The organism is Paenibacillus hunanensis (assembly GCF_034055775.1).
Taxonomy (GTDB): domain Bacteria; phylum Bacillota; class Bacilli; order Paenibacillales; family Paenibacillaceae; genus Saccharibacillus; species Saccharibacillus hunanensis.
On sequence record NZ_CP139194.1, the window covers coordinates 3,670,116 to 3,683,241 of the forward strand.

Below are 13,126 nucleotides of genomic sequence, written 5' to 3' on the forward strand. Positions count from 1 at the left end.
TGACCCCTTACGCTTCGAATTTCTTCAGGACGATCGAGGCATTGTGTCCCCCGAATCCAAAAGAGTTGGACATTACGATGTTCAGATCGGCTTTGCGTGCCACATTCGGAACATAATCCAGATCGCATTCCGGGTCCTGGTCATGCAGGTTGATCGTTGGTGCGATGATCTGATGCTGTAAGGACAGCGCACAGATTACCGCTTCGACACCACCAGCAGCACCAAGCAAGTGTCCGGTCATCGATTTAGTGGAGCTAACCGCAATACGGCTCGCATGATCGCCAAGCGCCATTTTGATCGCTTTCGTTTCCGATTTGTCACCTACTGGAGTAGATGTACCGTGTGCATTAATATACTGTACGTCCTCTGGCTGAATACCAGCTGTGCGCATCGCCATCTTCATGCAGCGTGCGGGTCCATCTGGATTCGGCTCTGTCATATGGAATGCATCTGCACTCAGTCCATAGCCGATCACCTCAGCATAGATATGTGCACCGCGCTTCTGTGCATGCTCCAGCGATTCAAGAATCAGAATACCCGATCCTTCTGCCATTACAAAGCCATCGCGGCCTGTATCAAATGGACGGCTTGCTGTTGTTGGATCATCATTACGTGTCGACATCGCACGCATCGAGCAGAAGCCGGCAAGTCCAGTTGGACGAATCGTTGCTTCCGCGCCGCCTGTGATCATCACATCAGCTTCGCCAGATTGAATAAATTTGAATGCATCGCCAATCGCGTGGCTACCGCTCGCACAAGCCGTTACCGGCGCTACGTTCGGGCCTTTCGCTCCATGAATGATCGATACCTGACCGGAAGCCATGTTTGCAATCATCATCGGAATGAAGAAAGGACTTACGCGTTTTGGACCTTTTTCAAGCAAAATGCTGTGCTGATCCTCGAAGGTACCCAGCCCGCCGATGCCGGAGCCAATAATGACACCCACACGTTCGGGATCGGTATCCTCGCTAACGTTCAGCTTACTATCCTTCAGCGCTTCTGCTGTTGCAGCAACGGCGAACTGAACAAAGCGATCCAGCTTACGTGCTTCCTTACGCTCCAGATAGTCCTCTGGATTAAAATCATGCACCTGACCCGCAATGCGTGTCGTATAGGCACTCACATCAAATCCCTCAATCGGGGTAATTCCGGATTTACCTGCCATCAGGTTATTCCAGAATGTATCTTTATCCTTACCAAGAGCCGTAGTGACTCCAAGACCTGTAATTACCACTCTATGTTTCAAACACATTCACCTCATATCGACTGCATGTGTGTATTTTTGGTTCAATTCTGATAGACGCCATGAATGAGGAGAAGTCCCGACCCGCAATAATATGCAGGTAACGGGACTTTTTAGCCTTAGGTATGAGATTGTATGTAGTTCACAACTTCACCTACGGTCGTAATTTTCTCCGCGTCTTCATCAGAAATTTCAAGATCAAACTCTTCTTCAAGTTCCATAACGAGTTCCACTACATCGAGGGAATCTGCGCCAAGGTCATCTTTGAAAGAAGATTCTAATTTAATATCAGCTTCGTCAGCACCTAAACGGTCGATAACGATGCGTTTTACACGTTCCAAAACATCAGACATCCGGTTCACCTCCTCTTCCAAGTATTATACGTAAATTGTACTTAAAAATCCATACAGGCATCTGTAAGCCAATCCTGTTTCTTACATGTACATGCCACCATCAACATGTAGCGTTTGTCCCGTCATGTAAGACGCAGCAGGCGACACCAAGAAACCAACAACCTGTGCTACTTCATCCGGCTGACCCAAACGTGCAAGCGGAATCTGGCCCAGAATGCGACCCTTCTGCTCCTCGTTCAGCTCATCCGTCATATCGGTAGCGATAAAGCCAGGTGCTACACAGTTCACGGTGATGCCACGGGACGCAAGCTCCTGCGCAGATGCTTTGGTCAGACCGATCACACCTGCTTTGGCAGCTACGTAATTGGCCTGTCCCGGATTACCCAGTACACCTACGACGGATGAAATGTTGACGATGCGGCCATAGCGCTGCTTCATCATTGGACGCGTTACTGCCTTGAGACAGTTGAATACGCCCTTCAGATTCGTCTCGATCACCTGATCGAACTCCTCTTCCTTCATCCGCATGATCAGGTTATCGCGTGTAATCCCAGCATTGTTGATCAAAATATCAATTTTGCCAAAGGTATCACTCACCTGCTTGACCATCGCTTCTGCTTCAGCAGCTACGCCAACATTTGCCTTGACAGCAAAAGCCTTCACGCCGAGTGCTTCAATCTGCTGTACCGTCTCCTGTGCAGCAGCTTCGCTACCTGCATAGTTGACTGCTACATCCGCTCCGGCTGCTGCCAGTGCGAGTGCAATGCTACGGCCAATCCCGCGAGATGCACCGGTAACAAGTGCAGCTTGTCCTGCTAGTGGTTTACTCATTCATACGCACCTCCTTCACGAAATATTCGCTCTTCCAGCTCCAGCATTCGCCTTATAGTTCCAGCGAAGCCAGGCTATCCAGACTGCTGATATTAAACAGACGTACATCCTTGTCTGTCTTCTTGATCAAGCCAGTTAACACATTGCCTGGTCCGATCTCGATAAACGTATCCACACCCTGCTCGATCAGATAGCGTACACTATCCTCCCATAATACAGGGGAATACACCTGTTCTACCAGCAGCTTGCGAACTTCGTCTCCAGAAGTGACTGCCTGCGCTGTAACGTTAGCAACAACCGGTACAAAAGCATCCTCGAAGGTAACGCCTTGTAGACGCTCTTCCAGAAGCTGTGCAGCAGGCTTCATCATAGAGGAATGGAAAGGTCCACTCACTTCCAAAGGGATGGCGCGCTTGCCGCCAATCTCTTTTACCCGCGCACCTGCCGCTTCGACACCCTCACGAGTACCGGAAATGACAATTTGTCCCGGGCAATTCACATTGGCAAGCTCTACCGCATGTCCATCGGCGGTTACGGCTGCACATAGCTCGCTAAGTGCAGTACGCTCGGCGCCAAGCACTGCTGCCATCGCGCCTTGACCCGCAGGTACAGCTTGCTCCATGAATTGTCCACGAGCACGCACGATCGCAACGGCATCCTCGAAGGACAATACACCAGCCGCTACCAGTGCGCTGTATTCGCCCAGACTGTGACCAGCCACATAATCGGGCTGAATGTCATGCGCCTTGAGCGCCTCCAGCAGCGTTACGCTAGCTGTAAGCAGTGCAGGCTGTGTGTTGGCAGTCTGCTTCAATTCATCCTCTGGACCTTCAAATGCCAGCTTGCTGATGTTAAAGCCGAGCACTTCGTCCGCTTTATCAAAATATTGCGCTGCCGCAGGATTGGCATCATATACATCCTTTGCCATTCCTACCTTTTGCGCTCCCTGACCCGGGAATACAAATGCTATTTTACCCATTTGACAGTTACCTCCTGAATAACGCGAGTTACCAGACGATGACGGAAGCTCCCCATGTGAGGCCGCCGCCGAAGCCAACCATAACGACTTTGTCGCCTTCTTTGATTCGTCCTTCTTCTACCGCTTCAACAAGCGCTAATGGAATGGAAGCCGCAGAAGTATTCGCATACTTTTGCACATTGATCATAACGCGGTCTTCGGTCAAATTCAAACGCTCCATCGCAGAGTTGATAATACGCACATTCGCCTGGTGCGGAATGAACAGGTCAATCTCGTCCTTGGACATGCCTGCTTTGTTCAGTACATCCACAGTTGCTGTGTTCATTACCTTCACGGCAAACTTGAACACTTCACGACCGCTCATCTGGATAAAATGCTGCTTCGCTTCCAGTGTATCCGCAGAAGCTGGTGTACGAGAACCGCCAGCAGGTAGCTTGAGCAGCTCGCCACCAGCACCCTCAGCGCCGAGATCGAATGCTTTGAAGCCGCGTCCTTCGCCCACTTCACCGATCACAACCGCACCTGCCCCATCACCAAAAAGTACACAGGTGTTGCGATCTGTGTAGTCTGTAATGCGGGAGAGCGTATCTGCACCGATAACGAGTGCATTTTTGTACATGCCCATTTGCAGCATACTTGTTGCCGCACCAAGTGCGTACACAAAGCCAGAGCAAGCGGCAGACAGATCGAATGCCGCTGCCTTTTTTGCACCCAGCTTATCCTGCAAAATGCAGGCTGTAGAAGGGAACGACATGTCTGGCGTGATAGTGGCTACAACGATCAGATCCAGATCAGCCGCTGTCAGACCCGCAGTCTCGATCGCTTTGATCGCCGCTTCATAAGCGAGATCGGATGTTGCCTGATCCGGTGCTGCGATATGACGCTCGCGAATGCCTGTACGGCTAACAATCCATTCATCGTTAGTTTCGACCATTTTTTCCAGATCAGCATTCGTTAATATTTTTTTAGGCACATATTTCCCTGTGCCGATAATTCCGATAGGCAAAACACTCATCGTTGTCACTCTTTTCTATACGTACGGATTTCCTTATCGATACGGTAAGGATCAAATAGAGTTCGAACAGCCTCGATAGACGATTCGAAACAGACCAATGAAGCTGTGAATCAGCCAATAACTTCCTGCGAAATACTTGAAACGAGCTTGCCCTCAATCGCAATACGTGCTTGACGTACTGCATGCTTGATCGCGCCAGCATCCGAAGAGCCGTGACCCTTGATCACCAGTCCATTAAGACCTAGCAGCGGTGCGCCGCCGTGCTCCTTATAATCCATAATGTCACGCAAGCCACGCAGCTCCGGCATAATTAAAGCAGCCGCCAGCTTCGTCTTGAGTGATTTGGAAAATTGCTGCTTGAGCAGTGAGAAGATGCCAGCAGCCGTACCTTCCATCGACTTGAGCAAAATATTACCTGCGAAGCCGTCGCATACGAGTACATCGCATACGCCATTCAGCACATCGCGCGCCTCTACGTTACCGACAAACTGAATCGGTAAAGCTTCTAGCAGCGGATAAGCTTCCTTGACCAGCTCATTCCCCTTCTTCGCCTCTGTACCGACATTGAGCAGACCGACACGCGGATTGCTCACGCCTTGAACCTTCTCCCGATAAATGCTACCCATCAGCGCATATTGCGCCAGATGCTCCGGGCTTGCATCCATATTCGCGCCAAGATCAAGTGCCAGTACACCCTTGCCATCGATCGTTGGAATGATCGGTGCCAATGCAGGACGCTCAATCCCTTTAATACGTCCAACGACAAGCAAGCCTGTCGTCATCAGTGCGCCAGTATTCCCAGCCGAGATCATCGCTTCAGCAAGTCCTTCTTTAACCATCCGACCTGCAACGACCATCGAAGCATCCTTTTTCCGACGAACCGAACGTACGGGCTCATCCTCAGGCTCAATCACTTCGGAAGCATGTACCAGTGTCAGGTTAGACGGAATCTCCGGTAACAATGCCTTCATCCTTGCTTCGTCACCGACAAGAATAATCTCCGTATCCTTCCACTCTCTGGCTGCCTCCAGGCCGCCCAATACATTAGTGTCTGGAGCATGATCTCCCCCCATCGCGTCAATCGCGATTCGCATGATCAAGTCCTCCTTCATCGTGTTCTTCTCCATCTGATCGGTATATCACAAAGTTGCCCTGAAATACCATTTCTTCACCGACATAGGTCAAAACCTCAACCTTTGCCTTTCCTCTGCGCGCAGGGCTCGTTTGCACATAAGCCTTAGCAATACATTTTTCACCCAGATTGACCGGACGGACAAAACGCAGATCCGCCGATGCGGTCAATGCGATCGCATCGTTAATGACGGCGACTGCAAGTGAGTTCGCCTGTGCAAAGATGTGGTGACCACGGGCAATATGGTTCCGTGAAAATACATGCTCTTCTCGAATCTCAAAAATCGATATTCCACTTCGATCCAGCTGTAAATCGACAATATCCCCGATCACTTCATCCAGTGGCAAGGATCGAACCTGATCATAGGAACGCTCGGCCATCAGCTTCATACGCTCACGCAGCTCGGGAATCCCCAGCTCCATTCGGTCCAGACGAATCGTCTGAATGCTAACCTTCAGCTGACGAGTCAGCTCCTGGTCCGTCACAAACGGGTTATCTTCAATAATTTTCACGAGCCGCTGCTGGCGTTGCCTTTTCGGCAATCGTTCGATGGTCACAAAGCCTCCCCCCACTTTCAGATGGATTTTGCGAAGCACCCGAGCATGTCCCCTGTCCGGTGCTCCCTGTGTATCAACATTATGATATCTATATAAACCTTTCGGTTTCCGTGTAGCTTTTACAGGAACGCATATACGATAACAGGTACAAAAGCATCGCCTCTGTCCTTATCGCTTCGTTTTAGAACCTGGTACTAAGATTGTAGTATAAAGCATATTCTCGTAAAAAGAAAGAGGCAGTGTTTTGTTATTATGTAATTTCGGTGTCATACCGCACCAGCTATGGCAAGTGATGCCTTTACGCAAAAAAACAGCGTCTCATCAAACGACGAGACGCTGCCTTTACAACAATTACTGTTGTACGATTTCTCTTTGCTTGTAAGTTCCGCACACTTTGCAAACGCGGTGAGACAATTTCATTTCTCCGCAGTTTTCGCATTTTACCATACCTGGTACTGCCAGTTTAAAGTGTGTACGACGTTTGTCACGGCGTGTTTTGGAAGTTCTCCGTTGAGGTACTGCCATCGTTAAACACCTCCTTCATCTAGTTGAATGCCATTTAACACTCTGAGATCAGAGTTATCAAATCACTTGAAAAAATCCTTGAGCCCTGCCAATCGAGGATCGATCGGCCGGTTATCGCAATCACAATCCTGTTCGTTCAGGTTGACTCCGCATGTCTGGCACAGGCCTTTGCAATCGTCCTTACATAGAACAACCGCCGGCAAGTCCATCAATGCAGCTTCCTCCAGATAAGGACGAAGATCTACTGTATCGCTATTCACGTATATTGTATTATCTTCTTCCGCTACATTTTCCGGTTCTTCGCCGTGTCTGAATTCCTCATCCATGCTGAATTCACGATGGAGTTCAACAGGCTTCAGACAGCGAGCGCATGCCACCTGCAGATCAAGCTTCAACGTTCCGTTCACTTCCACAACCTTATCGACTCGATAACGCGCCTTCACATCTGCCTGCAATGGTTGTGCATGCAGGATGTCGCTGCGTTCGAATTTTACAAATTCGGAGTCCAGTGTCTGGTGAAACTCTATAGGCTGATCGCTCTGCGCCATTTTTCGAAATTGGAATTGCATAGTTATCACTCCAAACAAACAAAAATTATTTTACCAATGAATAGAGGTTTTTGTCAATCAAATTTTGTATTTTAACAACCTGTAAGGGTAAATCCCTTTACTGTAGCGGGATTCCCAGTGTTGATGCGGGTTTCTGGCATCTGATATTCACCTGAAATCCATCCAAAATTCGTCCAAATCCACTTGTGCTTCACCGCATATTTTCCAGTTGATCACATGAATTGAAGCCGCTTTTACGCTTCCAAAAGAGGAATGAGGTATAATGGAGCAGCCGCTGTCCAAGACAGCTTCAACCCGATCAGAAATCACACGGGTAGCATTGATTTTACCATACATATCCCTGCTGTATGCTATACAAATTATAATTATATCATGAAGCTTACAAAGGAGAATACCATGATGAATATCGCTGGCGTTATCGTTGAATATAATCCGTTCCATTATGGGCATCAGCTTCATCTGGATCGTACACGTCAGCTGACTGGCTGCGATGGGGTCGTCGCTGTAATGAGTGGTGGCTTCACCCAACGCGGAGAGCCGGCTAGCTTTAGTAAATGGGCGCGTGCTGAGATGGCGCTACGTGCAGGCTGTGATGTGGTGCTGGAGCTTCCCTCCGCTTATGCGGTACAGCCAGCAGAATGGTTCGCTTATGGCGCAGTAGCGGTGCTGGAGGCAACAGGTGTAGTGAATCAGCTCGTGTTCGGTAGTGAGTCTGGATCGCTGGAGCATTTGCAGACAGTAGCGATGCTAATGGAGCAGGAGCCAGAGCAGCTCCAGCAATCGATTCGCGACTATCTGAATCAGGGATGGAGTTACCCAGCTGCTCTCAGTCGCGCTGCTACGGCTTCTGGTCTGCTATCCACTGAAGCGGTAGCAATGCTCCAGCAACCGAATAATACGCTTGGATTGCAATACCTACGAGCAATTCATCAGCTGAATAGTCGGATTACTCCGCTTACGATTCAGCGTGAGCAGTCGGGCTATCATGATCTACAGCCAACACACGAGCAGATTGCAAGTGCAACCTCGATCCGACATATGCTACAGCATGAACCTGAGCGAGTAGCCGCCTATGTTCCTCCAGCGACATGGGAGATCATGCAGCGTGAAATTGCCGCTGGACGTGGTTCTGTACAAATGGACGCCTTATGGCTTCCCCTGCTGCAACGAATTGCTACTTCATCGCCCGAGATGCTGGCAGAATATTATGATATGAACGAAGGTATTGAGCATCGCCTTAAGCGTCTGCTGCCTTCCTTACCGGAGCCGTCTGTCAATCAATTGATCGACAGCTTGAAAACAAAGCGTTATACACGCGCACGATTACAGCGTCTACTCGCTCATCTACTGCTCGGTCATCGTAAGAACAGCTTGAATGAGCAGATGCTACGTCGTGGCCCAGGCTATTTGCGAGTGTTAGGCTTTACGCAGCGCGGACGAATTCTACTTAAACAAATGAAAAGTACCGCTTCGCTGCCAATCATCATGCGAGCAGCCGACTGCGAGCATGAGCAGATGATACTTGATATACAGGCAACGGTGATGCAAGCCGCCGGATTCACGGTTCAGCAGATGCGGGATCTGTATTCGGACTACTATTATCCACCGGTTCGTGTGTGATCTGAGCTGGAGATCGAAGATGCCGTTAAGCTGCTGTTCACCGTGTTTTATGGAGCATTTCTGACAGCGCGGTTGTATGCATCTGTGGATATTCGCAGCTTTTACGAGCTGCATATGAAGCAATTGAAACGACATTGAGGAGGCAATAGGATGAATCCAATTATGCCAGGTCGCCAGACCGCTTCGATTGAAGGGCCGTTCGTCGTTTTTATTATCGGTGTTCGTATTAATAAATGGCTTGCAATCAGGCAATGGCTTCCTGTCCTGCAAGCGATGGGACCTATGCTCAAGGAGCTGTACGAGAACCGCGAGCTTGGTTTTCTGGATGGGGCTTCTTTTATATCCGGGCGCGGCGTGTCGATTGTTCAATACTGGCGTTCTTATGATCAGCTAGAGCACTATGCGCACGGTGCCAAGCATCTGAGCGCATGGCAAAACTTCAATCGCAAATCTCGTGCAGGTGAAGCGGTTGGGATCTATCATGAAACGTATCTGGTCGAAAACGGGGCGTATGAATCGATTTATGTGAATATGCCAGCAACCGGGCTGGGACGTGCGGGTGAATTGCGTCCGATTGGTGCAGGACGGGAGACGTCGCGTGAACGGACGAATCTTGCGGACTCTGATACGATGACAGAGATCAAATAACGATATTAAAAAGGACGCCGAGAATAAGCTCAGCGTCCTTTTTTCTTTTTTCTAATCCATTGAATATACGTCATGAAATAGCGTTGTTACGTTTGGTGAATGTCTGTTTTATTTTAACATGTACATGTAGACGATTACGGTATTCCCAGGCCAGCTAAACGGATAAGCATTACAAGCTGCGGCAGCTATTAATCCGCTCGCATGATCCTGCAATGCATTGCGCTTCAATCACGATTTTGCTGGTAATGCTGCAATTGCCTTCAGCGCATCATCCATCGTTTGTACGGGGATAAGCTTGATCGTAGAATGCATACGATCAAGCTGTGCCTTGGCATCAGCGTAATTCCCCTGTGGCACAAGGAAAATCTCTGCTCCATTGTTCTGTGCAGCGACCACCTTATGCTGTACACCGCCGATAATGCCTACTGTACCATCCGAGTCGATCGTTCCCGTTCCGGCGATACGATAGCCCTTGGTCAGATCGCCAGGGGTTAATTGATTGTAGATTTCCAGGCTGAACATTAGACCTGCTGAAGGGCCGCCAATGCTCGTATCGGCAAACTTCACCTCGTGTGCTGGATCATCTGGTGTTACCTTTTGTACTTCTCCAATCGATACCCCAAAGCCAACACGAACACGTCCAATCGCATCCTGGAACTCGGTTAATGTAATATTTTGCTCTACGGTAGTGCCAGCGCGGTCGATAACGACCTTGACCACCTCACCTGCTTTTTTACTGCCTAAAATACTCTCCAGCTGCTGAATCGATGTGATCGCCTGTCCATCCACCTGCACGAATTTATCCCCGGCATGTATCGTTGTATTCCCATCCGGTACATTCACGACAAACACATACTGAGGCTCGATTTTGAAAGGAATGTTTGCCTTTTTATAGGCCGCAGCAATCGCATTCGATTGGGAGCTGTTCATATAATAGAGCTGCTCGGCTGCGTACTCCTTGCGATCACTCTGGGCTGGCTTAGGGCCAATCTCCTCGTCAGGATCAAATAAACTACCGATCAGCATCGCCGTATTCGCATAGCTGATCGATACCGTCGTCAGCATAAATGTCCCCTTTTCAGTTGGATCGCCGCCTGATACGCTTACGATCGGCTTTAGCTCATTGGCGCTGCCCGGCGCATTAATTACATAGGGAGTCGGCATATAGACAAGCACATAGACAAACAGGAGTAAGCAAAGCAAATAAACCCATATTCGCTTTTGCGAAAACGGGGATTTTAGGGATGAGCCGGACACGCAGTTCTCTCCTTTACACTCTAATGCCTGAACAGGCGGGATATTCGCCGCAACACGTCTTGCCGTTCCATGCCAATCGGTACAGACTATGATCCAGGATGCTGTACTCGCTGGAAAGAAACGGACAGACCGTTGTCGATAACGACCTATCTGTCCGTCTATTATCCCATGACCAGCGCAGCAAATCCACTTTGACGCTAGCTACTCATTTGGAGCAATTATGAATTGGACATCGCTCCGAATTTGAGCTTCAACTCCTGCTCGATCAGTGGCGGGACAAAGTCAGACACTGGCCCGTCAAAGCGTGCAATCTCCTTCACCATACTGGAGCTCAGATAGGAATAGCGCGGATTGGTCATCATAAAGATCGTCTCTGCATCAGGATTCAGCTCGCGGTTGATCGAAGCCATTTGCAGTTCATATTCAAAATCGGTTACCGAGCGAATACCGCGTACGATAACATGCGCTTCACGCTCGCGGATATAATTCGCCAGCAGATCGCGGAAGCTATCGATCTCCACATTGGGCAGATCCGCCGTAACCTGCTTGAGTTGTTCTACACGCTCCTCGACGCTGAAGAGCGGCTTTTTGCTCATATTGTTGAGTACAGACACTACAAGCGTATCGAATTGACGTGCTGCACGGTGAATGATATCCAGATGCCCCATCGTCACAGGATCAAAGCTACCCGGATATACCGCGATCCGCTTGCCGCCAGTCGGTACAGATTGGATCAGCTTGCTCTGCTCGTTATTCATCTAACGTTCCTCCCTGCTGTTCCTCATTCTCGTCCGATGCTTCTACAGCATTCTGTTCTGGCTCATAACGGTAGACGTATAGCGTGGTGTCTCCATATTCTGCTTGCCGCACGCCGATAAAATGCTGGCATTCCGTTGGATACGGGTGCCCGGTTTCAAATTCCAGTACGATGGTCGCTCCCGGATTCAATAAACCGCGCTCATGCATTTCCTGCATCAGCTCAATACCATTTTTCATCCGATAAGGTGGATCAAGGAATACGAGATCAAAGGTAGCCTCGCGCTTCTGTAATACCTTGAGCGCACGTCCTGCTTCATTGCGATAAATCTCCGCTTGCTCAGTCAGTCTTGCGGACTGTACATTGCTCTTGATGACCTCGATGCTTTTGTATTCCATATCGATAAATACACCGTGCTCCATCCCACGGCTTAACGCTTCAATCCCCAGTCCACCCGTTCCAGCAAACAAATCCAGCACATGACCGCCATCAAAATAAGGCCCAATAATGCTGAACATCGCCTCCTTCACCTTATCGGTTGTTGGACGGGTTCCGTTTCCCGGTACCGCTTTAAGCGGTCTTCCTTTTGCACTTCCAGAAATGACTCTCATTCCAATCAATTCACCCTCTATATATAATGTAGAACAGCCTGTTGATCACCGATGGTCGCATCCTTCTACGATTTATCTCCATCATCCGATATCTGTCCGCTCTGATCAGTTCGGTCAGCTTGTATAGGCTTGAGCAAACTAATAACAGTCGCTACATGCCATGTACAGCCCAACCTTTACGCTTGAGGTTCATTACCCGCAAGGGCGCTACCCACCAAGCAAATACACGACGTTATCGTATCATATCAGACGGTCGTTGCAAAATCATATTACGTTCTGCTTGCCTTTCATGACAGCCATCTGCTACAATACTGAACAAACGTTCAGTATCGAGAATGTCGAGGTGAGAATATGAACAAAAAGCAAGCTCAAAGTGAGCAAACACGTAAAAAAATAAGCGACGCCGCCCGTAGTTTATTTGTACAAAAGGGCTACAAGGCGACCTCGATCGAGGATATCGTTGCCGCTACAGGCAGCAGCAAAGGGAATATTTATTACCATTTTAAAAGTAAGGAAGGGCTCTTCTCCTACTTACTGCATGAATGGGATCGTGACTGGCTGGAAAAATGGCAAGCCCGTCTTCCCTCTTACGCAACCGCTACTGCCAAAATGTACGGACTTGCCGAGCAGATTGTACGCGAGGATCTGAACCATCCACTTACTCGTGCAGCGGACGAATTTTTCAGTAATGATGAGCAAAAGAGTGAGATTGAGGAAAAGATGAACACGATGATGCAGGAGCATCTGCTGTTCAATCGCCAACTGATTCAGGAAGGCGTCGATGGTGGCGAATTCAGCGGTGAACAGATTGAGCAAAAGGCGCTTGTGCTGGAGGGCATTATCGTCGGCATGAGCCGTGTTTGCCGTAATCAGCCGCTTGAGCAGGTGCTAAAGCATTATCAGTTTGCGATTGATACTTTTTTACATGGCATTGCAGCCGGACCGCAGCAGTCATAGCACGTCTATCGCTCTGTTGCTCATCCGGTATTTTTAAACCTTTTTACTGACCGAATGTTCAGTATGTATTGC

General features: G+C 49.1%; 15 protein-coding genes. 3 read left to right on the forward strand and 12 right to left on the reverse strand.

The window, feature by feature from the left end:
• Nucleotides 1–7: 7 nt before the first annotated feature.
• The 9 genes from fabF to SK066_RS14895 all read right to left on the reverse strand — a co-directional run bounded on the left by fabF (nucleotide 8) and on the right by SK066_RS14895 (nucleotide 7,204).
• The gene (fabF, locus tag SK066_RS14855) at nucleotides 8–1,246 is read right to left on the reverse strand and encodes a beta-ketoacyl-ACP synthase II (protein WP_188776606.1); all 1,239 of its coding nucleotides are present in this window, start codon (nucleotides 1,244–1,246) and stop codon (nucleotides 8–10) included.
• 116 nt (nucleotides 1,247–1,362) lie between these two features.
• Nucleotides 1,363–1,596, reverse strand: coding sequence for an acyl carrier protein (acpP, locus tag SK066_RS14860; RefSeq protein WP_188776605.1), 234 nt, complete (start codon nucleotides 1,594–1,596; stop codon nucleotides 1,363–1,365).
• Between the two features lie 81 nt (nucleotides 1,597–1,677).
• Nucleotides 1,678–2,427 (reverse strand): 3-oxoacyl-[acyl-carrier-protein] reductase, encoded by a 750-nt coding sequence (gene fabG, locus SK066_RS14865; protein ID WP_188776604.1) that lies wholly within the window; start codon nucleotides 2,425–2,427, stop codon nucleotides 1,678–1,680.
• Between the two features lie 52 nt (nucleotides 2,428–2,479).
• Nucleotides 2,480–3,406: an ACP S-malonyltransferase gene (fabD, locus tag SK066_RS14870; protein ID WP_188776603.1), complete on the reverse strand. Its 927-nt coding sequence runs from the start codon at nucleotides 3,404–3,406 to the stop codon at nucleotides 2,480–2,482.
• Between the two features lie 28 nt (nucleotides 3,407–3,434).
• On the reverse strand, nucleotides 3,435–4,421 hold the full coding sequence (locus tag SK066_RS14875) for a beta-ketoacyl-ACP synthase III (protein WP_320542066.1): 987 nt from the start codon (nucleotides 4,419–4,421) through the stop codon (nucleotides 3,435–3,437).
• Nucleotides 4,422–4,531: 110 nt separating this feature from the next.
• Nucleotides 4,532–5,515: a phosphate acyltransferase PlsX gene (gene plsX, locus SK066_RS14880; protein WP_320542067.1), complete on the reverse strand. Its 984-nt coding sequence runs from the start codon at nucleotides 5,513–5,515 to the stop codon at nucleotides 4,532–4,534.
• The gene (fapR, locus tag SK066_RS14885; RefSeq protein ID WP_188776806.1) at nucleotides 5,499–6,095 is read right to left on the reverse strand and encodes a transcription factor FapR; all 597 of its coding nucleotides are present in this window, start codon (nucleotides 6,093–6,095) and stop codon (nucleotides 5,499–5,501) included. Before fapR ends, plsX begins: the two co-directional genes overlap by 17 nt.
• A 366-nt stretch (nucleotides 6,096–6,461) precedes the next feature.
• Nucleotides 6,462–6,635, reverse strand: a complete 174-nt coding sequence (gene rpmF / locus SK066_RS14890; RefSeq protein ID WP_081604133.1) for a 50S ribosomal protein L32 — start codon at nucleotides 6,633–6,635, stop codon at nucleotides 6,462–6,464.
• Between the two features lie 62 nt (nucleotides 6,636–6,697).
• On the reverse strand, nucleotides 6,698–7,204 hold the full coding sequence (locus tag SK066_RS14895) for a YceD family protein (protein ID WP_188776601.1): 507 nt from the start codon (nucleotides 7,202–7,204) through the stop codon (nucleotides 6,698–6,700).
• A gap of 396 nt (nucleotides 7,205–7,600) precedes the next feature.
• Between SK066_RS14895 and SK066_RS14900 the strand changes: the two genes are divergently transcribed.
• A complete protein-coding gene (locus tag SK066_RS14900) occupies nucleotides 7,601–8,824 on the forward strand; it encodes a nucleotidyltransferase (RefSeq protein ID WP_320542068.1) in 1,224 nt (407 codons plus the stop codon).
• A gap of 150 nt (nucleotides 8,825–8,974) precedes the next feature.
• Nucleotides 8,975–9,472, forward strand: a complete 498-nt coding sequence (locus tag SK066_RS14905) for a DUF4188 domain-containing protein (RefSeq protein WP_320542069.1) — start codon at nucleotides 8,975–8,977, stop codon at nucleotides 9,470–9,472.
• A gap of 228 nt (nucleotides 9,473–9,700) precedes the next feature.
• Here the strand turns inward: SK066_RS14905 and SK066_RS14910 are convergent, their stop codons facing one another.
• The 3 genes from SK066_RS14910 to rsmD all read right to left on the reverse strand — a co-directional run bounded on the left by SK066_RS14910 (nucleotide 9,701) and on the right by rsmD (nucleotide 12,097).
• Entirely contained in the window at nucleotides 9,701–10,636 is a 936-nt protein-coding gene (locus SK066_RS14910; protein ID WP_320542070.1) for a YlbL family protein, read from the reverse strand.
• A 311-nt stretch (nucleotides 10,637–10,947) separates the two neighbouring features.
• Complete coding sequence (gene coaD / locus SK066_RS14915; RefSeq protein ID WP_320542071.1) at nucleotides 10,948–11,487, reverse strand: pantetheine-phosphate adenylyltransferase; 540 nt, start codon at nucleotides 11,485–11,487, stop codon at nucleotides 10,948–10,950.
• The gene (rsmD, locus tag SK066_RS14920; protein ID WP_320542072.1) at nucleotides 11,480–12,097 is read right to left on the reverse strand and encodes a 16S rRNA (guanine(966)-N(2))-methyltransferase RsmD; all 618 of its coding nucleotides are present in this window, start codon (nucleotides 12,095–12,097) and stop codon (nucleotides 11,480–11,482) included. The genes coaD and rsmD overlap by 8 nt, the downstream gene beginning before the upstream one ends.
• 351 nt (nucleotides 12,098–12,448) lie before the next feature.
• Between rsmD and SK066_RS14925 the strand changes: the two genes are divergently transcribed.
• Nucleotides 12,449–13,054: a TetR/AcrR family transcriptional regulator gene (locus SK066_RS14925; RefSeq protein ID WP_188776594.1), complete on the forward strand. Its 606-nt coding sequence runs from the start codon at nucleotides 12,449–12,451 to the stop codon at nucleotides 13,052–13,054.
• Nucleotides 13,055–13,126: the final 72 nt, after the last annotated feature.

What these genes read in the sequence shown, in the direction of transcription:
- SK066_RS14875 (WP_320542066.1), bottom strand. Translation starts at nt 4,421, where the DNA reads ATGAGTGTTTTGCCTATCGGAATTATCGGCACAGGGAAATATGTGCCT.
- rsmD (WP_320542072.1), bottom strand. Translation starts at nt 12,097, where the DNA reads ATGAGAGTCATTTCTGGAAGTGCAAAAGGAAGACCGCTTAAAGCGGTA.
- SK066_RS14910 (WP_320542070.1), bottom strand. Translation starts at nt 10,636, where the DNA reads ATGCCGACTCCCTATGTAATTAATGCGCCGGGCAGCGCCAATGAGCTA.
- SK066_RS14925 (WP_188776594.1), top strand. Translation starts at nt 12,449, where the DNA reads ATGAACAAAAAGCAAGCTCAAAGTGAGCAAACACGTAAAAAAATAAGC.
- rpmF (WP_081604133.1), bottom strand. Translation starts at nt 6,635, where the DNA reads ATGGCAGTACCTCAACGGAGAACTTCCAAAACACGCCGTGACAAACGT.
- fabD (WP_188776603.1), bottom strand. Translation starts at nt 3,406, where the DNA reads ATGGGTAAAATAGCATTTGTATTCCCGGGTCAGGGAGCGCAAAAGGTA.
- SK066_RS14905 (WP_320542069.1), top strand. Translation starts at nt 8,975, where the DNA reads ATGAATCCAATTATGCCAGGTCGCCAGACCGCTTCGATTGAAGGGCCG.
- plsX (WP_320542067.1), bottom strand. Translation starts at nt 5,515, where the DNA reads ATGCGAATCGCGATTGACGCGATGGGGGGAGATCATGCTCCAGACACT.
- SK066_RS14900 (WP_320542068.1), top strand. Translation starts at nt 7,601, where the DNA reads ATGATGAATATCGCTGGCGTTATCGTTGAATATAATCCGTTCCATTAT.
- acpP (WP_188776605.1), bottom strand. Translation starts at nt 1,596, where the DNA reads ATGTCTGATGTTTTGGAACGTGTAAAACGCATCGTTATCGACCGTTTA.
- fabG (WP_188776604.1), bottom strand. Translation starts at nt 2,427, where the DNA reads ATGAGTAAACCACTAGCAGGACAAGCTGCACTTGTTACCGGTGCATCT.
- SK066_RS14895 (WP_188776601.1), bottom strand. Translation starts at nt 7,204, where the DNA reads ATGCAATTCCAATTTCGAAAAATGGCGCAGAGCGATCAGCCTATAGAG.
- coaD (WP_320542071.1), bottom strand. Translation starts at nt 11,487, where the DNA reads ATGAATAACGAGCAGAGCAAGCTGATCCAATCTGTACCGACTGGCGGC.